Here is a 21,798-nt window from a genome sequence, read left to right on the forward strand (position 1 = left end):
AGTTCTCCCCATGGGCCGAGCGGATGCCCCTGCCTAGGCTCGGAAGACATCACCAGACGGCGACGGCAGGGCATTCATGGGACGCGGACACACAGACGACTCGAACGCCCCGGCCACCCCCACCGCCACTGCCGCGTCCGCTGCCGGCCCGACGGCTGCATCCACCGCTGACGAGCAGTTCGACGATTTCCTCTGGGACATCGACCTCACGGCCCGTCGACCGCGCGCGGGGCCGCCTGCGCAGGTCCGGCCGACGGCGCCGCAGCGCCCGGCCGCCCCCCAGGCGACTCGACTTCCCCCGCCCGAACGCCTGCCGATTCGCCAGCCCGAGCCGGCTCGGCCGCAGGCGTCCGAGCCCGCCCCACCGCCGGCATCCGACCCTCATGCACACACCCACCCGCGTTACCGCTCCGCGCAGCCGAGTGCTCCAGCCGAAGCACCCCGCAACGGCCGTGGCCGCTTCTTCCGCCCCGAGCTCGAACCGGGCTGGCGCCGCCTGGCGGCCAACCCCTACCTCCAGCTCACGGCCGGAACGCTCCTCGCGAGCGCCACCGCCTACCTGGTCGTCGTGGCCCTCACCCGCTGACGCGCACGAACCGCGGCCCGCTGTAGCCGTCCCGTTCCACGTGCTCCACGAACATCGCGAGCGGCCGCACCCACAGCCCCCGCTCCCCGTACAGCGGTCGATACACGACCACGGGCTCCTCGGTCTCGCTGTCGCGGGCGACCCCCACCACCTCGTAGCGGCTCCCCTTGAAGTGCTCGTACACACCGGGCTCCGGGTTCTGCTGCGCGCTCACTCTGCGAGCCTAGACGCGCTGCTTCCACGCCGGCCAGCGCAAGGGGCGACGTCGACGACCGGTCAGCTGCCCTGGGCCGCACTCCACATCGCGATCTGCGAGGTGCGCACGCGGCGCGGCTGCTGCAGCGCCTGCACGATCGACAGCGCGACGTCGGCCGGCATCAGCACGTCGTCGAGCCACGCATCGCCCTCGGTGCGACCGCGCCCGATGGCGAACTCGGTGCTCACAGCCGCGGGGCACACGGTCGTGACCCGGATGCCGGAGTCGCGCAGCTCACGATCGATCGCGCCGGCGAAGATCACCTGGGCGCCCTTCGTGCCTGCGTAGACGGCCTCGTCGGCGCCGCCGCGAAGGCCCGCGACCGAGCTCACGATCACGATGTCGCCCCCGGTCTCGAGCATGGCGGAGACGGCGGCGCGCACGCTCCACACCGTGCCCGTGAAGTTGGTGTCGATCATCTGCCGCATGTCGTCGTCGCTGCCGTCGAGCACTCCGCCGTAGGCGCCGATGCCCGCAGACGCGACCAGCGAGTCGAGCGAGCCGAACGTCTCCGTGGCCGCCTGCACGAGGGCGTTGCTCGTGGCGGGGTCGGAGATGTCGCCGGCCACCCACACCACGGAATCGCGGCCGAGCTCGGCCTCGAGCTCGACGAGGCGCTCTTGACGACGTGCAGTCAGAGCCACTCGAGCACCTTCGGCCACGAGCTGGCGGGCGACCTCGCGGCCGATCCCGGAGCTCGCCCCCGTGATGGCCACGACGGTGCCGGACAAGCTGCGGGTCTCTGCGGACATGATGGTGCTCCTGTTCTTCGGGATGGACCCCGGGACGACTGATAGGCTCGGCAAACGTTTTCCGGCTTCGCGTCCGAACCTACGCGCAGGGCATACTGAGCGCAAGGAGGTGCCATGGATCAGGCCCCGCACCGCGTCACGATCCGGGAGGTCGCGGCACACGCCGGACTGTCGATCTCCACGGTCTCCCGCGCCCTCACGGGCTCCCGCGCGGTGCTGCCCGAACTCGTCAGACGGGCGCAGGACTCCGCGTCGGAGCTCGGCTACCGCGCCGACACCGTCGGCCGGTCGCTCCGCACCCAGCGAACCGGGACCTTCGGTCTCGTCGTGCCCGATCTCACCAATCCGTTCTTCCCCGCGCTCGTGCAGGCCCTCGAGCATGCGGCACGATCCCGCGGGCTCAGCATCCTCATCGCCGACACCGGCAACGACCCCGAGGTCGAGACCGCGGCGATGAACACCCTCCTCGACCGGCGTGTCGACGCCCTGCTCGTCTCCCCGGTCGACCTCGAGGCGAGTCGTGAAGGGCTCATCTCAGCTGCGACGACCGTGCCGGTGCTGCAGATCGACCGCGTGATCGACGAGGGGATCCCGTTCGTGCGCGTCGACCAGGAGGCCCCGGTGAAGGCACTCGTGGAAAGGATGATCGCGACCGGGCGCCGGCACCTGGCATTCATCGGGCAGGACCCTCGCATCGCGACGTCGCGGGAGCGCGAGGTCGCGTTCGCTCAGGCGATGTCGGAGCGGTTCGCCGGGGGGCCGCTCCGTTCCGTCACGGGGGGCACGTCGCCGCAATCGGGACGAGCTGCCGCCGAGACGTTGCTCTCTCGCTGGCCCGAGACCGACGGGGTGGTGTGCGCAAACGACCTCATCGCGGTCGGGGTGCTGGAGCACGTGCGGGCCCGCCTGGCCGGGCGGCGGATCGCCGTCTCGGGATTCGACGACACACTCATGGCCCAGGTGCTGGAGCTCACGTCGGTGCGTCAGCCCGTGCAGCAGCTCGCCGACCTCGCGATCGCCGCCGCGGCCCATCCCGATCGCTCGACGTTGCTGGCGACCCGTGCGGTCGTGGCGTCCGAGGTCGTCTTCCGTCGCTCGACGGACTGAGCGATGACCCCAGCGACTTGACAGTAGCTGCGCTCATCCGGCGTGACTTGACACAAGATGTGCCAAGTCGGCGGTTTTGGGCGCAACTACTGTCAGGTGGAGGAGTTCCCGGGCCCGCGTCAGCGACCTGACAGAACGGCCGCCGGGTGTGCAGGATCCGCTCGCGAAGCTGCAGCCCCTCACGACTCGGTGGGGGGCTCCCATCGCTGCGCGTAAACGGCCATCGGCCGCAGCGATCGAAGCAGGTCCACACCTCGCGCGGTCAGCTGATACCGCACGCTCACGGGGGTGGTGGCTATGACCTCGCGATCCACCAGGCCACTGAACGCTTGACGGGCCCTCTCACCACCTCACGGACATCGCGATCCCCCGGAATGGAACCGATCGACGAGTCGCGACATTCTCTTAACGTGACCACCACTACCACTGACGACGAAGCCGCCAGATGGGACTCCGCCCGAGCAGGAGATCCCGAGTCCTTCGGCGTCATCTTCGACCTGCACCGCAACCGCGTCTTCCATCAGGCGCAACGGATGTCACCCACGATCCATGACGCCGAAGACGTCACCGCCGCAACCTTCCTCGAAGCATGGAGACGACGCGAATCCGTCCGCGTGGTCGATGGCTCCGTCATCGGTTGGCTCCTCGTCACGGCCAACTACCTCGCCCGGAATCTCGACCGCTCTCGTCGCCGGTACGGGACACTTCTCGAACAGATGCGGGAGCCCGAGCACGGCGCGGACCCCGCCGACGAGGTCGCTGATCGACTCGACACCCACGTGATGACGGTGCGCGTGCGCGACGCCTTCGCACGCTTGTCGAAGCGGGACCAGGACATCATCACGCTCTGCCTCGTCCAGCAGCTCTCGACGGCCGACGCCGCAACGGTACTCTCCGTCCCATTGGGAACAGTGAAGTCCCGACTCTCCCGAGCGAAACAGCGTCTAGCACGTGACGTACTGGCCACACTCGACAGCGAAACCGCACACACTGGAGGTGCTCGATGACCGGACAGGATCTGGACCCGCAGCTGTCCACCTCGATGCGCCGGACGATCGTGCAGCATGCCCGTACGAGCACCCGGAGGTCGCGGTCTCCGCGTCAATGGGCGACGATCCTGGGGAGCATCGCGCTGCTCACGGGTGTCGCAGCGATGGCCGCAGCGATCATCGTCACGGGCCTGCCGAACTCCGTTCCGACTCCGCCCATCGCGAACACCTCTGCACCGACCGCGTCTTCGTCTCCTCCACCACCGACGCCGACCCCATCTCCGACACCGACCAGCACTCCGACACCGTCGGCAGCGCCGGCGCCTCAGGTGGACAACACCGACCCGAGCACCTGGATCGTGGGCTTCGACGGAGTCGGTCCTGTTCAGCTCGGCTCCCCACTGGAGGACCAGCGGCAGCTGCTTCCGGTCTTCGAGGACATCACAGACCCGCTGTGCGTGGCGGGATACCTCGACCTCCGCGCGCCGAGTGGATTCGCACTCCGCTTCGTGAGCGGACCCGATCAACCCGTCACCGCGGCCATCACCTTCGGAAACGGCGGATCAAGGAGTGCGGATGATCGGGCGACCACCCCGACTACCGCCGAGGGCATCGGCATCGGTTCGACCAAGGATGAACTACTCACGGCGTATCCGGATATCGAGCTGACCGGGACCTACCAGAGTGACGACTACCCCTACTACGGGATAACGGATGGTACGGGCGGTTGGATCATCTTCGCGCTGATCGACGACGAGGTGAGCAGGATCCAGATCGCTCACGAGGACGTCCTGCCCATCGAGAACGTGAGTGTGAAGACCATGCCCTCGGAACGCTGCCCCGCCTGACCCAGTCGCGCTCCCCCGCACCGCCCGACCGGAGCGCCGCATGGCCACCTGGCGGAAGCTGCCGCTCAGGCCACCCGCGACTTGACAGTAACTGCGCCCATCCGCGCACAACTTCTGTCAAGTGGACGACCTCCCGAGAGCGCGTCAGCCCCAGAACGTAAGCAGGCCGTGGGGTGTGCATGATCCGTTCGAGTCATCGGCATCGGGCCTGGCGGGAGACCGCGAAGCGGGCGAGGGGACTATGACTCGAACGGATCATGCACACCCCACGGACCCCACGAGCAACTCCGTCGAATGTGTCGCGCACGTAAAACCCGCGCCCACCTCTTGACAGACATCATCCGGAGACATCATTGTTATGTCCGATGACAACACCAGTCATCAGACAACTGCAATCAGAAGGCTCCTAATGCTCAATTTCGACGAAGCCCGCTTCACCAGAATCCAGTCCGGCGCGGTGGCGCTGTCGGGCCCGCTCGACGACCTCGTCGGCACGCTGCTCGATCAGGGCGCGAAGAACGTCTTCTTCCTCGGCGCCGGCGGCGCCGGTGTGCTCATGCAGCCCGCCGTCCAGCTCATCTCCCGCCACTCCGACTTCCCGGCCCACCTCGATAACGCCGCCGAGCTCATGGCCGTGGGTTCGACGAACCTCGGCGAAGGCTCCATCGTGGTCGTGCCCTCGCTCTCGGGCACCACGAAGGAGGCCGTGCAGGTGGTCGAGTACGCCCGCGGAAAGGGTGCCGTCACCATCACGCTCACCGGCTACGCCGACAGCCCCGTGGCCAAGGCCGCCGACCACAACTTCACCAACTTTGCCGCCGACGACACCTCCTCGGAATCGTTCTACCTGCAGTCGCTCGAGTTCGCGCTCTCGATCGTGCGTCGCCGAGGCGAGCTGCCCGACTACGACACCGTGATCGCCGAGCTGGCACTGCTGCCCACCCTGCTGATCGAGGCGAAGCGGTCGTTCGAGGAGCGGGCCGAGGCCCTGGCGGTCGCCACGAAGGACGTCGGCTACCACATCTTCACGGGGGCGGGCGAGGCCTGGACCGAGGCCTGGTACTTCGCCACCTGCATCCTCGAGGAGATGCAGTGGGTGCGCACCCGACCCGTGCACGCCTCCGACTTCTTCCATGGAACCCTGGAGCTCGTGGAGCAGGGCGTGAGCGTGGTGCTGCTGAAGGGCGAGGATGCCACGCGTGCGCTCGCCGACCGCGTCGAGGCCTTCGTGCCCTCGATCACCGAGGAGCTCACGGTGATCGACTCCGCCTCCTTCGACCTGCCAGGCATCAGCCCCCGGGTGCGCGCACTGATCTCGCACATCGTGCTCGCCACGGTGCTCGAGCGCTACAGCGCCCACCTCGAAGTCGTGCGCGACCACCCGCTCACCACCCGCCGGTACTACCGCCGCCTCGACTACTGAACCCCTCCGGGGGCGGAGGTGCCGCGACCTCCGCCCCCGCCCGGCCAGCTCCACCGCGCGGCACCCGCACCGAACCGAAAGCACCACCTGCACGTCACCATCCACCGATCGAATCCCATCGCGCGGCTCCCGCCGCCGGGTTAGGACACCCACATGATCACGACACTCAGCACCCCAGCGGCCAAGCGCCTGCGCCTGGCCACCGCCGCCACGGCCGGACTCGCGCTCTTCGCCCTCGCCGGCTGCTCGTCGAGCGGCGACGACGCCCCCTCGACGTCGGCCTCCGGAGACGACGTCGCGGTGACGCTCATCATCAAGACCCAGGGCACCTCGTACTTCCAGGAGATGGCCGACGGCGCCACCGCCGCAGCCGACGAGCTCGGCGTCGACCTCACCGTGGCCGCCGGCAAGGTCGATGGCGACGAGGACACCCAGATCCAGGCGATCGAGAACGCCATCTCCCGCGGCGACCAGGGCATCCTGATCACACCCAACGGCCCCACCGTGTTCGACGCCATCCAGAAGGCACGCGAGGCCGGCCTCTACGTGATCGCCCTCGACACCGTCCCGGATCCGGTCGACTCGGTCGACATCACCTTCGCCACCGACAACTTCCTCGCCGGTCAGCTGGTGGGCCAGTGGACGGCCGAGAAGCTCGACGGCGGCGACGCCGTGATCGCGCTCCTGGACCTCTTCGACGACAAGGTGCTCACCGTCGACTACGACCGCGACCAGGGCTTCCTCGACGGCCTGGGCATCGACCTCGGCGATCCCGCCGTGAACGGCGACGAGGCTCCCACCGGCACCTACACCGGCGGGAAGGGCGGCGAGTACACGATCGTCGGCAACCTCGCCACCCAGGGCACCGAGGAGGGCGGCCGCACCGCCACCGAGACCCTGCTCAGCGAGAACCCCGACATCAACGTGATCTACGGCATCAACGAGCCGGCCTCCTACGGCGGCTACCAGGCGATGGAGGCCGCGGGCAAGACCGAAGGCCTCATCACGGTGTCGATCGACGGCTCGTGCGACGGAGCCCAGTACGTCGAGGACGGGATCCTGCAGGCGACAGCGCAGCAGTACCCTCTGAAGATGGCCGAGCTCGGCGTGCAGGCGATCTACGACCTCGTCACCACCGGCACCGCTCCCGCTCCCGAAGACGGGGAGGACTTCTTCAACACCGGCGTGCAGCTGATCACGAACGAGCCGATGCCCGATGTGCCGAGCATCGACGTCGCCGAAGGCCAGGAGGTCTGCTTCTGAGCACGATGCGGCCCGCCCCGCGCGGAACGCACCAGGGGCGGCTCGGCCGGTCGAGCCGCCCCCACCTTCCCTCTCGACCAGGAGTAGCACTGTGACCGACACCGCACCGAAGACGGGTTCTCTCGACCTGGCTGAGGAGTTCCTCGACCGAACGACGCCCCTCACCCGCATCCGGGGCATCCTGCACCGGCACCCCGCCATCAGCCCCGCCCTCGTGCTGCTCGTGGCGGTGATCGTCTTCGGCCTGCTGAACGACCGGTTCCTGCGCCCGGAGAACCTCTCGTTGATCTCGCAGCAGGTGGCCGTGGTGGGCACGCTGGCCATCGCCCAGACGCTCGTCATCCTCACCGCCGGCATCGACCTGTCGGTGGGTGCGATCATGATCCTCTCGGCCATGGTGATGGCCCAGACCGCCGCGAGCACCGGAGTGCCACCCGTGCTCTGCCTGCTGCTCGGGCTCGTGGTCGGCCTCGCAGCCGGCGGCCTGAACGGCCTGCTCGTCACGCGCCTGAAGCTGCCGCCGTTCATCGTGACTCTCGGCACGCTGAGCATCTTCACCGCGGTGACGCTGCTCTACACGGGCGGCACCACCGTGCGCGGCTCCGAGATCCCGCCGCTGCTGACCTTCACGGGGGTCACCTTCAGCATCGGAGGCATCAGCCTCACCGCGGGCGTGCTGATCATGGTGCTCCTCTACCTGATCATGGCCTACGCGCTCAACCGCACCGCGTGGGGCCGCCACGTCTACGCCGTCGGCGACGACAAGGAGGCCGCGCGGCTGGCGGGCATCAGCGTCAACCGCGTGCTCGTGTCGGTGTACCTCGCGGCCGGCGCCATCATCGCCGTCGCCGCCTGGATCCAGATCGGCCGGACCAACGCGGCCAGCCCGAACTCCGGGGTCGACCTCAACCTCGACTCCATCACGGCCGTGGTGATCGGCGGCACGAGCCTCTTCGGCGGGCGGGGCGCCGTGTGGGGCACTCTGCTCGGGGCGCTCATCGTCGGCGTCTTCCGCAACGGGCTCGCTCTCGCGGGGCTCGACGTGCTCTACCAGACGCTCGCGGTGGGCGTGCTCATCATCGTCGCCGTCGCTCTCGACCAGTGGATCAGGAAGGCCCGCTCATGACCGCACCCGCATCCCGATCCGCGTCCGCATCCGCATCCGCCCACGACGTCGACACCCGCGCCCCGATCCTCGAGGCGCGCCGCCTGGTCAAGACCTACGGCCGCGTCGTGGGGCTCGACGGGGTCGGCCTGAAGCTCTACCCCGGCGAGGTGCTCGCCATCATCGGCGACAACGGCGCCGGCAAGTCGACCCTCGTCAAGTGCCTCACCGGCGCCGAGGTCCCCGACACCGGCGAGCTGCTGCTCGACGGCCGGCCCGTCAGCTTCAAGCGGCCGCAGGATGCCAGAGCGGCCGGCATCGAGACCGTCTACCAGACCCTCGCCGTGTCGCCCGCGCTCGACGTGGCCTCGAACCTCTTCCTCGGCCGCGAGGAGCGCAAGCGCGGCATCCTGGGCTCGGTGTTCCGGATGCTCGACACCAAGGGCATGCGGGCGAAGGCGGGCCGGGAGCTCGCCGAGCTCGGCATCTCGACGCTGCAGGATGTCACGGTGCCGGTGGAGAACCTCTCGGGCGGTCAGCGCCAGGCGGTCGCCGTGGCCCGCGCCGCGGCCTTCGGCTCGAAGGTGGTGGTGCTCGACGAGCCCACCGCCGCCCTCGGCGTGCGCGAGTCGAACCAGGTGCTGGAGCTCGTGAAGGCCCTGCGCGAGCGCGGCATCCCGGTGATCATCATCAGCCACAACATGCCGCAGGTGTTCGAGGTGGCCGACCGCATCCACATCCAGCGGCTCGGCAAGCGCGCGGCCACGATCACGCCGCAGTCGCACTCGATGACCGAGGCCGTCGCCATCATGACAGGAGCCCAGACCGCATGAGCACCCTTGAACCCCTGCAGTCCCTCTGGGTCGCCGTCGTCGGCGACAACACCGTCGATCGCTACCTCGGCGACGAGGCCGTGGAGTACTCCGGCGGCAACGCCTTCAACGTGGCCGTGCAGCTCGCCCGCGCCGGAGTGCCGGTGCGCTACTTCGGCGCGGTCGCGGCGGATGCGGACGCGCGCATCATCGAGCGCGGCCTCGTGCAGAACGGCATCGCTCTCGACGGACTCGAGGTGCTGCCGGGCGAGACGGCCGTCACGATCATCCGGGTGACCGAGGACGGCGACCGGGTGTTCGAGCGGGAGGACTTCGGCGTGACGGCCGACTACCACCCCTCGGCCGACACCGTGCAGACGCTCGCCGGGGCGGCGTGGGTGCACATCGGGATGCTGCCCGGCGCCGGCACGCTGCGGGCCGAGCTCGCTGCGGGAGCGCACGGCGTGATCAGCCAGGACTGCGCCGTGGCGGCGGGCCTCGCCGATCTCGACGTCGCCTTCCTCTCGGCCGGGGAGGGCGCCGACGCCGAGGCGATCGCAGCCGAGACCCTGGCCGCAGGCGTGCCGCTCGCGGTGGTGACTCGGGGTGCCGACGGCGCGTTCGCGAGCGACGGATCGTCGCACTGGAGCCAGGAGGCCGCGCCCGCTGAGGTGGTCGACACCACGGGTGCCGGCGACAGCTTCATCGCCGGATTCATCGCCGCACGGGTGACCGGCGGAGACGTTCCGGCCGCGCTCGAGAACGGCGCCCGGTTCGCGGCCGTGACGGTGACGCATCAGGCCGGCTGGCCGCATCCGGAGCCTGCTGAGTCAGAAGCCGCCAAGACAGCCGCGGCCGGGGTCTCCGGAGACCGGGACGAGCTGCTTGCGCGGATCGACGCGGCGATCGAGGAGTTCGCCGACGAGGCGACGGCGCTCCTGGTCGACCTCGTAGCCGTGCGAAGCGTGAATCCGCTGCAGCCCGGGGTCGACGGCTCGCTCTATGCGGGCGGCGAGAAGCGCGCCAACGAGGTGCTGGCCGAGGCGTTCCGGCCGCTGGGCTTCACGATCGACTGGGTCGAGGCGGCGGAGGGCCGGCCGAACCTCGTCGCCGTGCTGCCCGGCACGGGCGGCGGCCGCTCTCTCGCTCTCAACGGGCACATCGACACGGTGGCTCCTCAGGCGGGCCGGTTCGACGATCCGTGGACCGCCGTGATCGAGGACGGCTGGCTCTACGGACTGGGCGCCACCGACATGAAGGCCGGTCACGCCGCCATGTGGCTGGCGGCCCGGGCGCTGGAGCGTTCGGGCGTGCGTCTGGCAGGAGCGCTGCACATCCACTCGGTGGTCGGCGAGGAGACGATGAGTCACGAGATCGGCACCACGGCGATCCTCGAAGCCGGCTACGTCGTCGACGGGGCGATCATCCCGGAGCCGACCTCCACGGCACCGGATCTGCTGCGGGTGGCCAACGCCGCCGCGGGCAACTACCTGTTCTCCGTGGCCGTCCGCGGCCGCTCCACGCACTGGGCGTCGCGCAATCTCGCGATCCGCGCGGGAGGGCCCGGCGACGAGATCGGGGTGAACGCGATCGACAAGATCGTGCAGGTCTACTCGGCCATGCGCCAGCTCGAGGAGCAGTGGGCGTTCACGAAGACGCATCCGAGCTTCCCCGCCGGGGCGTTCATCATCCACCCCGGGGTGATGAGGGCCGACATCGGCGTCGAGGCGGCACCGTACTTCCCGGATCGCGCCCGCATCGACTACCTGCTCTCCTTCCCGCCGGGCGACACCTCCGAACAGATCGCGGCCGAGGTGGAGGAGCACATCGGCCACGCGGCGGCGATGGATCCGTGGCTGCGGGAGAACCCGGTGGAGTTCACCTGGACCGACACGTGGCCGCCCGCCTACACCGACCCCTCGTCGGAGTTCGCCCGCTCGGTCATGGCGTCACGCGGCAGTCTCGCCGAGGTCGAACCCGCGGTGCCGCCGCTCGACGCGCCGGTGACCGCAGCGGCGCAGTCGGATGCCAATTTCTACGAGGCCTACGGCATCCCGGCGCTCGTGTGCGGGCCGGGCGATGTGCGGGTCGCGCACGCGGCCGACGAGCGGGTGGCCGTGGCGAACATCGCCCTCGCCGCACGCATGATGGCCCGAGTCGCGATCGACTGGTGCGGGGTGAAGGAGCGCTAGACGAATCCGCGGATCATCCGACGACTACCAGGTGGCCTTGAATACACTGAGGCCGAGCGCGCTTCGGAGCGCAGAGGAGGACAGCCGTGAAAGCTGGGAAGTCACCGTCCACCAAGAAGGCGCCCCTGGCGCACGGGCTGAAGGAGGACATCCTCGAGCTGATCGCCGCCGAGGGCATGCGACCGGGCGACCAGCTGCCGACCGAGCCCGAGCTCGCCGAACGGTTCTCGGCGTCGCGGTCGACGGTGCGCGAGGCGCTCAAGCTGCTCGAGCAGGACGGGCTCGTGAACGCCATCCAGGGCCGGGGCCGCTTCCTCTCCGCCCTCGGCTCGATGAGCATCGAGCGGCCGGTGACGATCTACGAGAGCATCACCGAGATGCTCGAGGGGCTCGGCTTCACGGTGACCAATGCGGTGCTCAGCGTCACGGAGGACACGGCCGACGAGCACGTCGCCCACGAGCTGGGCCTCGAACCGGGCGACCCGGTCATCCGGCTGGTGCGGCTGCGGCTCGGCAACGACCAGCCGATGGTGTTCAGCATCAACATCATCCGGCGCGACGCCCTGCCGGGCCCGATCGCCTACCGTGACTGGGGCGTCTCGGTGACGAGCGCCCTCGAGGGCCACGGGCACAGCATCGACTCGTCGATCGCGCGGATCAGCGCGGCCGACCTGCCGGCAGACTACGCCCGCAAGCACGACCTGAAGAAGTACGACCCGTGGCTCCTCGTGGAGGAGACCTGCATCACCCGCGACGGCCAGCGCGTGCTGTACGCGCTCGACTTCCACCGCAGCAGCGAGATCGCCTTCAACGTGATCCGCCGCCGCTGACCTCGGGGATCCATGCTCACCCGAATCTCGTCCACGCCGAAGAACTCCAGCTGGGGCTCGGCCACGGCGCCCCCCGGCTCCTCGGCACGAACTCGAGAACTCCGCGATCGTCGTCGGTGTCGGCGGCGGCCTCCCGTGCTATCTGATCTCGGAGATGAGCACCGCTGTGGTTCCTTCGACCTGAGACTCGAAGAGATGGGGGGCATCGCCCGGGTACGAGAGGTAGTCGCCGGGCAAGAGGGCGAGCGGAGCTGAAGCCGGTCCGACGAGTGCGGCACCCGACGCCAGGATGACGTGCTCCACGGTTCCACGGGCATGGGGGCCGGAGATCTTCGGAGTGCCGGGATCGGCCTGCACGAGGTAGACGTCGCGACGTGCGTGGGGCGGACTGGCCGAGAGGAGTGCAGCTCCATAGCTGCTCGTGGCCGACCGGATGCGCGGGGCGTCGGCTGCACGGATCAGCGTGACGGATTCGGGCGACTCGTCCACGAGCCGGGCGAACGGAACTGCGAGCGCGTCCCCGAGGCCCCACAGCGTCTCCACGTTCGGGTTGCCTCCGCCCGACTCGAGCTGCGAGATCGTCGCCTTGGAGACGCCCGAGAGGCGGGCCAGTTCGGACACGGAAAGGCCGGCCGCCGTGCGCTCCCTGCGAAGCGCCGCTCCGATCCGAGCGCCGAGATCGACCATCATTCGTTCATCGTACCGAACGGACGATCGGTTTGACAGACGGCCGGCCTGCGTTCATGATACTGGTCATGCGTTCAGTTCATCGAACAGGCCGACCACTCGTGCCGGCGGCGATCGCGATCTCCGCAGCGGTCCTCGTGGTCGGAGTGGCCTACGGCGCGACGGCGGAATCGGCCGGATTTCCGCCGTGGCTCGTCATCCTCACCGCCGTTCTCGTGCTCGGCGCCTCCTCGGAGCTGCTGTTCGTCGGGATCATCGCCGCCGGCGGCCTGCCCTGGCTCGCCGTCGGCGCCGCACTCCTCGTCAATCTCCGGAACCTCGTCTACGGCTTCTCCGCATCCGAATTCCTGCCGGGTCAGCGTCCCCTCCGGCTCCTCGCGGCCCACCTCGTCAACGACGAGAGCGTCGCCTTCGCGCTGGCCCGCCCCCCGGCCCGTCGCCTCCGCGCCTTCCAGGCCGTCGGCGTCGCCATCGCGATCGCGTGGCCGCTCGGAGCGGCCATCGGCGTCGCGGTGGGGTACATCGTGCCCGACCCCGGCATCCTCGGCCTGGATGCCGCTTTCCCCGCCATTTTCGTCGCGATCCTCGTGGGAACCCTCAGCCGTCGCACGTCGGGCCCCGCGGTGGCCGGCGCGACGATCGCACTTGCCGCCACGCCGTTCGTCGCCGCCGGCGTCGCTCCCGTCCTCGGCCTGGCGGGCCTGCTCGCCCTCGTGCGGGATCGGGGACGTCGTGCCTGACCCGAACCTCGTTCTCGCCGTGGTCGTGCTCGCGGCCGGAACATATCTGCTCAGACTCGGTGGGGTCGGCTTCGGCGGATCGCATCACGCCGTCCGCCTCCGCCCCGGGAGCGATGCCGCGGTGATCACGCTCCTCGCCGGCGTCGCCGCCACCGCGACGTTCTACGAAGGCCAGGAGTTCGCCGGCTGGGCCCGCCTCACCGGCGTGGCCGCGGCGACCGGCCTGGCCGCGGTTCGCGCCCCGCTCGTCGTGGTGGTCGTCGCCGCGGCCGGAGTGACCGCCGGCCTGAGGGCACTCGGAGTCGACTGACCCAACCCGGCCGGCTCTGCCGGAGCGCCGCGCGATGTCAGGTCCGCGGTCGACCCGGCGCGCTGCTCTCCCGCACGATCAGCCGATGCGGCGCCACCACCTCGACGGCCTCGCGGTCCGGGTCGTCGATGCGCTCGACGATGCGCGAGACCGCCTGCGCCGCGATGAACGGGGTGTCGAGCGACACCGTACTGAGCGAGGGCCGCGAGAACCGGCCCTCCTCGATGTCGTCGATCCCCACGATGGCGATGTCGTCGGGCACCCGCAGGCCCGCGTCGAAGACGGCCCGCATCGCGCCCATCGCGAGCAGGTCGGAGTAGCAGAAGATGGCATCCGGCGCCTCGTTCGCCGCCAGCAGCTCGCGGGCAGCCGTGTAGCCCTCGGCGCGACTGTAGTGCGCGGCGGGCCGGGTGAGCGCGGGCTCGAAGTCGAGACCGGAGTCGGCGAGCGCCTGCCGATAGCCCGCCGAGCGCTGCTGCGGGGTGGCGTAGTCCTCGGCGGGCTGGGTGCCCAGCGCGCCGATGCGCGTGCGCCCCGACAGCACGAGGTGCCGCACGGCATCGTAGGCGGCCTGCACGTTGTCGATGGCGACGTGGTCGAACCGCCCGTCGAAGTCGTGCTCGCCGAGCAGCACCAGCGGCATGCCGCTCTCGCCGTTCATCTCGCGCAGCTCCGCCTTCGTGACGAGAGGGCTGAACAGAATGCCGTCGAACAGCATCGTGCGGTCCCCCCCGGTCAGCAGCTCGCGCTCGCGCTGGTGGTCGTGACCGGTCTGATCGATCATCACCCGGTAGCCGAGCTCCCCCGCCGAGTTGATGACGTCGCGAGCGAGCTGGCTGAAGTAGGGCACATCGATCTCGGGCACCACGAGGGCGAGCACACCGGTCCGCCCGGTGCGCAGCGTCCGCGCCACGAGGTTGGGTCGGTAGTCCAACTCGTCGATGGCCTTCTGCACACGGGTGCGCATCCGCTCGCTCACGTGCTCGTAGCCGCTCACGACGTTCGAGACGGTGCGGATGGACACGTTCGCCCGCTCGGCGACGTCGCGCAGTGTTGCCGGCATCCTGCCGCCTCCTTCGAACTCGGTCCCAGGATGCCCCCAGCATAGCGTTTGCATCGTGCGCAAACGCGGTGCTACTGTTTTGCCTACGTTGGCAAACGCACCGTCACAAAGGAGTGTCCCTTGCACAAGCACCTGCCCCGAACGGCGACCCGGGCCGCCGCGCTCGGCCTCGCCGCCGCTGTCGCCCTCGGGCTCACCGCCTGCGGCCCCGACATCGGCACCGCACCATCCACCGACGCCGGCGCCGACCTCCTGCAGCTCCCGGCCGAGGAGTCGCCCTCGGGCGAGATCACCATCTGGGACAGGTCGGGCGACCTGTTCGAGGTGTTCGACGAGGCCATCGCCGACTTCAACGAGAAGTATCCCGACGTCACCGTCAACCACGAGGCCGTGGACATCGACGCCAAGCTGCAGAACACGCTCATCACCGGCACCGACGTGCCCGACGGCGTCTTCCTCGACGACGCCAAGATCGCCGGGTTGAGCGACTACCTGTGGGACCTCTCCGACGTGCTCGCCCCCTACTCGGGCGAGATCGCGCCGCAGAAGCTCGATGTCAACTCGGTGAACGGGGGCATCTACGGGGTGCCGTTCGACTCCAACCCGGGTCTGCTCTACTACAACGCGGCCGCACTCGAGGCCGCGGGCATCGACGCCACCGCCATCACCACCTACGACGAGTTGCTCGATGCTGCGCGCGCCTACAAGGAGGCCGTGCCGAGCGCGGCGCCGATCCACCTCGAGCAGTCGCCGTTCCTCGGCCAGCTGCAGCTCGAGATGTACGCGAGCCAGCTCGGCACGAGCCTCGCCGACGCCGACGGCACACTGCGACTCGACAGCCCCGAGTACGAGCAGATCCTCACCTACCTCGACACCGTGCAGAAGGAGGGCCTCGGCACCCGCGCCGAATACCTCGGCCCGACCGACATCGCCGAGCTCGAGAACGGCAACGAGGTGTTCTACCCCTGGGCCATCTGGTTCGACTTCGCCCCGCAGCAGCTGCTCACCGAGACGCAGGGCGACTGGCGCGCCATGCCGCTGCCCGCCTGGGAGTCCGGCGGAGCGCGCAGCGGCGCGATGGGCGGCTCGTCGTTCGCCATCCCGAAGGACGGCGAGAACTCCGAGCTGGCCGCCCTGTTCTACAGCTTCCTGATGTTCGACGAGGCCGGCTACAGCGCGGTCTGGGGCCCGAGCTCGGTCTACCCGTCCGGGCTCAACACCTCCATCCCGAGCTACCTGCCCGCCGCCGACCCGAGCACACCGCTGTTCGAGCCGGTGCCCGCTCTCGGCGACCAGGACCTGTGGGCCGTGGCCACGGAGGCCGGCGCCGAGATCCCGGCGAGCGTCCCGACCCCCTCCTGGTGGGCCGGAGCCGTCGACTACCTCGGCACGAACATGCAGCGCATGCTCGACGGCGAGCTCACGCCCGCCGAGGTGCTCGAGCAGTCGAGCACCGAGATCCAGACTAACCTGATCGACCGGCAGTAGGAGCAGGCGCGATCATGACCGCGATGACCGCCGCGCGAGCCCGGCGCAGACTGGCTCCCTATCTGTTCGTGCTCCCGTTCGTCGCGGTGTTCATCGCGTTCAGCGTCTATCCGCTCATCTTCACCGCCCGCCTGAGCTTCACCGACTGGCGGGGCTCGGGCGCGGCGGAGTGGGTGGGCTGGGACAACTACGTCTACCTGCTCACCAGCCCCGGCTTCTGGAACTCGCTCGCCAACTCGGGCGTGCTCTGGATCCTGATCATCCCGGCGCAGCTCGTGATCGCCCTGATCGCCGCGGTGCTGCTCGACAACGCGAAGCTGCGCCTCCGCGGCTTCTACCGGGTCGCCTTCATCGTGCCCTTCGTCACCCCGCTCGTGGCGGTCGCCCAGATCTGGGTGGTGGTGTTCGACACGAACTACGGTGCGGTGAACGGCCTGCTCGGGCTGGTGGGGCTGCCGGATGTCGGCTGGCTCACCACGAGCGAGTGGGCGAAGCCCACCCTGGCACTCCTCTTCCTCTGGAAGACGACGGGGTTCATCATCATCATCCTGCTGTCGGGGCTGCAGTCGATCGACTCGTCGGTCTACGAGGCCGCCTCGCTCGACGGGTCGAGCCGGGTGCGCACACTGTGGAGCATCACCGTCCCGCTGCTGCGGCGCACCCTCATGTTCGCCGTCGTGCTGCAGACGCTCGCGGTGTTCCAGATGTTCGCCGAGCCCTTCGTGGTGACCCAGGGCGGCCCGTACAACTCCACCACCACGGCCGGCTACTACCTCTACAACCACATCACGCGCGCCGACCTCGGCACGGGAGCCGCCAACTCCTTCCTGCTCGTGATCATCGTGATGGCGCTGTCGCTCGTGTTCGTGCGGCTGCTGCGAGCGAAGGACTGAACGGATGACCCTCCCCACCCACGCCGTCGGCCGGCGTCGGGCACGACCCGCCATCGGCTCGCAGCTCTTCCTGGTGCTGCTCACCGTCGCGTTCCTCGCGCCGGTGGTCTGGGCGCTGCTGTCGGCCTTCAAACCGGCGAACGACATCATCCGCTCGCCGCTGCTGTTCGACCCGTCGACGTTCACCCTCGACAACTACGCGGCGATGTTCGAGGACGTGCCGATCGCCTCCGGCTTCGTGAACACCGGCGTCGTGCTCGTGTTCAAGGGCGCCATCACGCTGTTCTTCGCCCCGCTCGCGGCCTTCGCGTTCGCGAAGTACTCGTTCATCGGCAAGAACCTCATCTTCGGCGCCGTGCTGATCAGCCTGATGCTGCCCACGATCGTGCTGATCATCCCGCTGCTGCTCGAGATGAAGGAGCTCGGCTGGGTGAACACCTACCAGGCCCTCATCCTGCCGGGAGCGATCGATGCCTTCGCGATCTTCTGGATGCGCCAGGTGATCAGCGCCGTGCCCGACGAGCTGCTCGACGCGGCGCGCGTCGACGGCTGCAGCGAGTTCGGCATCTTCTGGCGCATCGTGCTGCCCGTCATCCGGCCGGGACTCGCGGGCCTCGCCGTGCTCACCGTCATGAACATCTACAACGACTTCGTCTGGCCGGTGGTGATCGCCTCGTCGGAGCGCATGGCGACCCTGCAGGTCGTGCTGTCGACCCTCTCCCAGAACATCACCGGCAACCGCATCGGTGCCGACTACGCCACCGTGACCGGCGAGCTGCTCGCCGCGAGCTCGGTCGCACTCATCCCGCTGCTCGTGCTCTTCATCGCACTGCAGCGCCATTTCATCAACGGAATCCTCGCTGGAAGCGTGAAGGGCTGAACCAGAATGACCATCGCGACAGACATCATCACCACTCCCCCGGTCGGCACCACGGTCGTCCCCGTGCCGAAAGCGGAGTACCCGAGGCCTGACCTCGACCGCTCCGAGCGCTGGCTCAGCCTGAACGGCGAGTGGGACTTCTCGAGCATCGACGGCACGGCCCGCATCACGGTGCCGTTCGCCTGGGAGACGCCCGCCTCGGGCATCGAGCGCACCTGGCTCGAAGCCGCCACCTACCGCCGCGTGCTGTCGGTGCCCGCCGACTGGAAGGGCCTTCGCACCGTGCTCTCCTTCGGCGCCGTGCACCACCGAGCGACCGTGTCGATCGACGGCACCGAGGTGGGCACCCACGTGGGCGGGTACACCTCGTTCGAGTTCGACGTGACCGGGCACGTGCACCCGGGTCAGAATGCGCTGCTCGAGGTGGCCGTGGAGTCACCGGCCGACAAGCGCTCGATCGTGCACGGCAAGCAGCGGTCGATCCCGCGCGACGACTACGACGGGGTCTCGTTCACCCCCACCTCGGGCATCTGGCAGAGCGTGTGGATGGAGGCCCGCGGTCGCAGCTACGCGCGCTCGGTGACGCTGCGGGGTGACTCGCTGACCGGCATCGACGTCTCGGTCGACGTGGCCGGCGACCGCTCGGCCGGAGTGCCGGTGCACGTGCGGGTCATCGGCGGCGAGGAGTCGCTCCGGCTGACGAGCGGAGAGGACGGCGTGGCGTCGGGACGACTCGACCTCGAGGCTCCCCGCCTCTGGTCGCCGGAGCATCCGCATCTCTACCGCGTGGAAGTGACCGTGGGCGAGGGTGCGGAGGCCGACCGGGTCGTCGCGACCACCGGACTGCGGTCGATGGAGTGGCACGACGGTCAGCTGAGGCTGAACGGCTCCCGGCTCTACCTCCGCGGCGTGCTCGACCAGGGCTACTGGCCGGGCACCGGCCTGACCGCGCCGAGCGATGAGGCGCTGCTCGCCGACCTCGATCTGGCACGCGAGCTCGGCTACACGATGGTGCGCAAGCACCTGAAGCTCGAGGAGCCGCGCTGGCTGCACCGCGCCGACGAGCTCGGGATGCTCGTCTGGGCCGAGCCCGCCGCCCCGAGCCGCTTCAGCCCCGAGGCCGCTGAGCTGTTCGAGGACCAGCTGGAGCCGATGGTCCGGCGCGACGGCAATCATCCGTCGATCGTGGTCTGGGGGCTCTACAACGAGGAGTGGGGTCTGGACTGGGACATCCCGGGCAGCCGTCGCCGCGCCGACGCGGCCGCCCACGCCTACGACACGATGGCCGCGATCGACCACACCAGGCCGCTGGTCGAGAACTCCGGCTGGGCCCACGTGAAGAGCGACCTGGTCGACTGGCACTACTACGAGCCCGACCCGGCCACCTGGGCGTCGAGCGTGCGCGAGCTCGCCTCGGGCGCGCAGGAGGCCTTCCCGGTCAAGCTCGGGCCGGACTTCGTGGTCGACAAGAGCCTCTACGGATCGGCCGACTTCCCGCGCACCGGCGTGCCGCTGCTCAACAGCGAGTACGGCGAGGGCTACACGAGCCTCGAGCGCGCCTGGCACCTCCGTTGGCAGACCCAGGAGCTGCGCCGGCACGAGCGCTACTCGGGCTACGTGTACACCGAGCTCGCCGACGTCGAGCACGAGAACGCGGGACTGCTCGACGCCGAGCGTCGCCGCAAGGACTGGGGCGGGCTCCGCCCGGCCGACATCAACGCCGACACCGTTCTCGTGATCGACCTCGTGCCGCGCGCAGCCGGAGCCGACATCGAGGTGCCCCTGTCGCCGTTCGAGCTGACGGTGCACGTGTCGCACCACGGTCCGGAGGCGGTGGCCGGGCAGCTGCAGGCGCAGTGGGTCCCGGCGGGGTCGCCGCTGCCCGCGTCGCTCGTGCCTCCGGCGTCGGCTGCGGTGCCGGTGCTCGTGTCGGTGGCCGTTCCAGCCGTCGAGCCGTTCGTTCTGGGCGGTCCGGTGACGCTCACGATCGAGCCGCCCGCCGCAGCGGCCCGTCTCGCCCTCCACTTCGTCGATGAGACCGGCGTCGTGCGGGCGCGGAACTTCGTCGACGCGGCTCCGGTGGAGGAGCCGAACCGTCGTGGCGCCCGCCCGACGCCGTCCCCCGCCCCCACCCCCTGAGGCGGGCCCCCAGTCGTGGCGCGCGTCTCCTGCCAACGCGGCGCGCGCCACCTCGCGGACACGGCAGCCGACCTCCCAGTCGTGGGCGAGACACTGGATCGATGCCCAGAACTCGCACGCGCCTGATCGCCGCCGCCGTCCTCACCGTCGCGCTCCCCCTGTCGGCGTGCACCACCAGCACGCCGCCTTCCAGCGAGCCGACTGCCGCGACACCGTCGGCTCCTGCCCCGAGCACCGCGCCGCCCTCGAAACCCGCCCCGAGCATCGACGTCTCGGGGCAGCTCGCCATGATCGAGGACCGCTACGGCGTGACCATCGGAGTGAGCGCCCGCACGGCCGACGGCAGCGCGGTCGAGTACCGGCAGAACGACCGCTTCGGCTACGCCTCCACCATCAAGGTGTTCGCCGCAGCGATGCTGCTGAAGACGACGACGCCCGAGGATCGAGCGGCCGTCGTCACCTTCACCGAGGCCGACATCGACGAGGCCGGCTACTCCCCCGTCACGACCGAGCACCTCGCGACGGGCCTGACCCTCGAGCAGCTCGCCGAAGCCGCCGTCCGCGGGAGCGACAACACCGCGATGAACCTGGTCCTGAAGGCTCTGGGCGGGCCGGAGGCTCTGCAGCAGTTCCTCCGCACCCTCGGCGACGACACCACCGTCGTCACCTCCTACGAACCCGACCTCAACACGGTCACCCCCGGAGACGACAACAACACCACCACCCCGGCGGCCTTCACCACCGCACTGCAGTCGCTGCTCGCAGACGAGTCCATCGCCGACACGATGCTCACCTGGATGAGGGGCAACGCGACCGGCGACCGCCTCATCCGTGCCGGCGCCCCCACGGGCTGGCAGGTCGCAGACAAGTCCGGAGGTGCCGGCGGCATCCGCAACGACATAGCGGTGGTGACCAGGCCCGACGGCGAGCAGCTCATCCTCGCCATCCTCACCACAACCGACGACCCCGCCGCCTCCTACAACGACGCAGTCGTCGAGGAGACCGCCCGAGTCGTGCTCGGCGCTATCCCGACCCCCCGCTGACGGCGACCCGGTCGAGGCGCGGAGCGCCCACCGACCGACCGGAGCGCGCGCGACTTGACAGTAGATGCGCCCATTCGCGCCAGCCCCCGAACGTAAGCGGGCCGTGGGGTGTGCATGATCCGTTCGAGTCATAGGCATCGGGCCTGGCGGGAGACCGCGAAGCGGGCGAGGGGACTATGACTCGAACGGATCATGCACACCCCACGGACCCCACGAACAACCCAACCCGACCAAGCCCCGTCAACGCCGAAAAGGCCCGCCGCAGTGGATGCGACGGGCCGTTTCAGGACAAGCGGGCTTACTTGGTGTTGACGGTGATCTTCGCAACGCCCACGAGGAGGCCGCGCTTCACGGCGTCGGTGCCGAAGGTCTCGTTCAGGAGCCCGGCGGCG

22 protein-coding genes are annotated in these 21,798 nt (G+C 69.6%); 17 read left to right on the forward strand and 5 right to left on the reverse strand.

Features of this window, described 5'->3' with window-relative positions:
* Positions 1–76: 76 nt before the first annotated feature.
* Positions 77–586: a hypothetical protein gene (locus N1028_RS19240; protein WP_259531147.1), complete on the forward strand. Its 510-nt coding sequence runs from the start codon at positions 77–79 to the stop codon at positions 584–586.
* Here N1028_RS19240 and N1028_RS19245 read toward each other — a convergent pair.
* Both N1028_RS19245 and N1028_RS19250 read right to left on the reverse strand, forming a co-directional pair.
* Positions 576–800, reverse strand: a complete 225-nt coding sequence (locus tag N1028_RS19245) for a DUF1653 domain-containing protein (protein WP_259531148.1) — start codon at positions 798–800, stop codon at positions 576–578. The genes N1028_RS19240 and N1028_RS19245 overlap by 11 nt on opposite strands.
* Before the next feature lie 62 nt (positions 801–862).
* Entirely contained in the window at positions 863–1,594 is a 732-nt protein-coding gene (locus N1028_RS19250) for an SDR family oxidoreductase (protein WP_259531149.1), read from the reverse strand.
* Between the two features lie 114 nt (positions 1,595–1,708).
* Between N1028_RS19250 and N1028_RS19255 the strand changes: the two genes are divergently transcribed.
* A complete protein-coding gene (locus tag N1028_RS19255) occupies positions 1,709–2,701 on the forward strand; it encodes a LacI family DNA-binding transcriptional regulator (protein ID WP_259531150.1) in 993 nt (330 codons plus the stop codon).
* A 179-nt stretch (positions 2,702–2,880) separates the two neighbouring features.
* Here N1028_RS19255 and N1028_RS19260 read toward each other — a convergent pair whose 3' ends face one another.
* The gene (locus N1028_RS19260) at positions 2,881–3,015 is read right to left on the reverse strand and encodes a winged helix-turn-helix transcriptional regulator (RefSeq protein ID WP_259531151.1); all 135 of its coding nucleotides are present in this window, start codon (positions 3,013–3,015) and stop codon (positions 2,881–2,883) included.
* 96 nt (positions 3,016–3,111) lie between these two features.
* Between N1028_RS19260 and N1028_RS19265 the strand changes: the two genes are divergently transcribed.
* The 8 genes from N1028_RS19265 to N1028_RS19300 all read left to right on the forward strand — a co-directional run bounded on the left by N1028_RS19265 (position 3,112) and on the right by N1028_RS19300 (position 12,163).
* On the forward strand, positions 3,112–3,708 hold the full coding sequence (locus N1028_RS19265) for an RNA polymerase sigma factor (RefSeq protein WP_259531152.1): 597 nt from the start codon (positions 3,112–3,114) through the stop codon (positions 3,706–3,708).
* A gap of 341 nt (positions 3,709–4,049) precedes the next feature.
* Positions 4,050–4,538 carry a hypothetical protein gene (locus N1028_RS19270; RefSeq protein WP_259531153.1) on the forward strand — a complete coding sequence of 163 codons (489 nt, stop codon included), beginning with the start codon at positions 4,050–4,052 and terminating at the stop codon, positions 4,536–4,538.
* Between the two features lie 409 nt (positions 4,539–4,947).
* Positions 4,948–5,961, forward strand: a complete 1,014-nt coding sequence (locus N1028_RS19275; RefSeq protein ID WP_259531154.1) for an SIS domain-containing protein — start codon at positions 4,948–4,950, stop codon at positions 5,959–5,961.
* Between the two features lie 153 nt (positions 5,962–6,114).
* Complete coding sequence (locus N1028_RS19280) at positions 6,115–7,224, forward strand: substrate-binding domain-containing protein (RefSeq protein ID WP_259531155.1); 1,110 nt, start codon at positions 6,115–6,117, stop codon at positions 7,222–7,224.
* A 91-nt stretch (positions 7,225–7,315) separates the two neighbouring features.
* Complete coding sequence (locus N1028_RS19285) at positions 7,316–8,350, forward strand: ABC transporter permease (protein WP_259531156.1); 1,035 nt, start codon at positions 7,316–7,318, stop codon at positions 8,348–8,350.
* The gene (locus tag N1028_RS19290; RefSeq protein ID WP_259531157.1) at positions 8,347–9,162 is read left to right on the forward strand and encodes an ATP-binding cassette domain-containing protein; all 816 of its coding nucleotides are present in this window, start codon (positions 8,347–8,349) and stop codon (positions 9,160–9,162) included. The genes N1028_RS19285 and N1028_RS19290 overlap by 4 nt, the downstream gene beginning before the upstream one ends.
* A complete protein-coding gene (locus N1028_RS19295; protein ID WP_259531158.1) occupies positions 9,159–11,333 on the forward strand; it encodes a PfkB family carbohydrate kinase in 2,175 nt (724 codons plus the stop codon). Before N1028_RS19290 ends, N1028_RS19295 begins: the two co-directional genes overlap by 4 nt.
* An 86-nt stretch (positions 11,334–11,419) precedes the next feature.
* Positions 11,420–12,163, forward strand: coding sequence for a GntR family transcriptional regulator (locus tag N1028_RS19300; protein WP_259531159.1), 744 nt, complete (start codon positions 11,420–11,422; stop codon positions 12,161–12,163).
* Between the two features lie 138 nt (positions 12,164–12,301).
* Here N1028_RS19300 and N1028_RS19305 read toward each other — a convergent pair whose 3' ends face one another.
* Complete coding sequence (locus N1028_RS19305; RefSeq protein WP_310795626.1) at positions 12,302–12,853, reverse strand: helix-turn-helix domain-containing protein; 552 nt, start codon at positions 12,851–12,853, stop codon at positions 12,302–12,304.
* A 65-nt stretch (positions 12,854–12,918) separates the two neighbouring features.
* Here N1028_RS19305 and N1028_RS19310 point away from each other — a divergent pair, with 65 nt between their 5' ends.
* Complete coding sequence (locus tag N1028_RS19310) at positions 12,919–13,590, forward strand: AzlC family ABC transporter permease (RefSeq protein WP_259531160.1); 672 nt, start codon at positions 12,919–12,921, stop codon at positions 13,588–13,590.
* Positions 13,583–13,900 (forward strand): AzlD domain-containing protein, encoded by a 318-nt coding sequence (locus tag N1028_RS19315; protein WP_259531161.1) that lies wholly within the window; start codon positions 13,583–13,585, stop codon positions 13,898–13,900. The genes N1028_RS19310 and N1028_RS19315 overlap by 8 nt, the downstream gene beginning before the upstream one ends.
* A gap of 37 nt (positions 13,901–13,937) precedes the next feature.
* Here the strand turns inward: N1028_RS19315 and N1028_RS19320 are convergent, their stop codons facing one another.
* Positions 13,938–14,963 carry a LacI family DNA-binding transcriptional regulator gene (locus N1028_RS19320; protein WP_259531162.1) on the reverse strand — a complete coding sequence of 342 codons (1,026 nt, stop codon included), beginning with the start codon at positions 14,961–14,963 and terminating at the stop codon, positions 13,938–13,940.
* A gap of 120 nt (positions 14,964–15,083) precedes the next feature.
* Between N1028_RS19320 and N1028_RS19325 the strand changes: the two genes are divergently transcribed.
* The 5 genes from N1028_RS19325 to bla all read left to right on the forward strand — a co-directional run bounded on the left by N1028_RS19325 (position 15,084) and on the right by bla (position 21,406).
* Positions 15,084–16,451, forward strand: coding sequence for an ABC transporter substrate-binding protein (locus tag N1028_RS19325; protein ID WP_259531163.1), 1,368 nt, complete (start codon positions 15,084–15,086; stop codon positions 16,449–16,451).
* Between the two features lie 14 nt (positions 16,452–16,465).
* Complete coding sequence (locus tag N1028_RS19330; RefSeq protein ID WP_259531164.1) at positions 16,466–17,344, forward strand: carbohydrate ABC transporter permease; 879 nt, start codon at positions 16,466–16,468, stop codon at positions 17,342–17,344.
* A gap of 4 nt (positions 17,345–17,348) precedes the next feature.
* Positions 17,349–18,224, forward strand: coding sequence for a carbohydrate ABC transporter permease (locus tag N1028_RS19335; RefSeq protein ID WP_259531165.1), 876 nt, complete (start codon positions 17,349–17,351; stop codon positions 18,222–18,224).
* Positions 18,225–18,230: 6 nt separating this feature from the next.
* Complete coding sequence (locus tag N1028_RS19340; protein ID WP_259531166.1) at positions 18,231–20,363, forward strand: glycoside hydrolase family 2 protein; 2,133 nt, start codon at positions 18,231–18,233, stop codon at positions 20,361–20,363.
* A gap of 101 nt (positions 20,364–20,464) precedes the next feature.
* Positions 20,465–21,406, forward strand: coding sequence for a class A beta-lactamase (gene bla / locus N1028_RS19345; protein WP_259531167.1), 942 nt, complete (start codon positions 20,465–20,467; stop codon positions 21,404–21,406).
* Positions 21,407–21,798: the final 392 nt, after the last annotated feature.

The organism is Herbiconiux oxytropis (assembly GCF_024979315.1).
In the GTDB taxonomy this organism is placed as follows: Bacteria; Actinomycetota; Actinomycetes; order Actinomycetales; family Microbacteriaceae; genus Herbiconiux; species Herbiconiux oxytropis.

Excerpts from the sequence above, each read along its gene's own strand:
- N1028_RS19310 (WP_259531160.1), top strand. The coding sequence starts at position 12,919 with ATGCGTTCAGTTCATCGAACAGGCCGACCACTCGTGCCGGCGGCGATC.
- N1028_RS19250 (WP_259531149.1), bottom strand. The coding sequence starts at position 1,594 with ATGTCCGCAGAGACCCGCAGCTTGTCCGGCACCGTCGTGGCCATCACG.
- N1028_RS19240 (WP_259531147.1), top strand. The coding sequence starts at position 77 with ATGGGACGCGGACACACAGACGACTCGAACGCCCCGGCCACCCCCACC.
- N1028_RS19295 (WP_259531158.1), top strand. The coding sequence starts at position 9,159 with ATGAGCACCCTTGAACCCCTGCAGTCCCTCTGGGTCGCCGTCGTCGGC.
- N1028_RS19340 (WP_259531166.1), top strand. The coding sequence starts at position 18,231 with ATGACCATCGCGACAGACATCATCACCACTCCCCCGGTCGGCACCACG.
- N1028_RS19335 (WP_259531165.1), top strand. The coding sequence starts at position 17,349 with ATGACCCTCCCCACCCACGCCGTCGGCCGGCGTCGGGCACGACCCGCC.
- N1028_RS19275 (WP_259531154.1), top strand. The coding sequence starts at position 4,948 with ATGCTCAATTTCGACGAAGCCCGCTTCACCAGAATCCAGTCCGGCGCG.
- N1028_RS19305 (WP_310795626.1), bottom strand. The coding sequence starts at position 12,853 with ATGATGGTCGATCTCGGCGCTCGGATCGGAGCGGCGCTTCGCAGGGAG.
- N1028_RS19320 (WP_259531162.1), bottom strand. The coding sequence starts at position 14,963 with ATGCCGGCAACACTGCGCGACGTCGCCGAGCGGGCGAACGTGTCCATC.
- N1028_RS19255 (WP_259531150.1), top strand. The coding sequence starts at position 1,709 with ATGGATCAGGCCCCGCACCGCGTCACGATCCGGGAGGTCGCGGCACAC.
- bla (WP_259531167.1), top strand. The coding sequence starts at position 20,465 with ATGCCCAGAACTCGCACGCGCCTGATCGCCGCCGCCGTCCTCACCGTC.
- N1028_RS19290 (WP_259531157.1), top strand. The coding sequence starts at position 8,347 with ATGACCGCACCCGCATCCCGATCCGCGTCCGCATCCGCATCCGCCCAC.
- N1028_RS19280 (WP_259531155.1), top strand. The coding sequence starts at position 6,115 with ATGATCACGACACTCAGCACCCCAGCGGCCAAGCGCCTGCGCCTGGCC.
- N1028_RS19330 (WP_259531164.1), top strand. The coding sequence starts at position 16,466 with ATGACCGCGATGACCGCCGCGCGAGCCCGGCGCAGACTGGCTCCCTAT.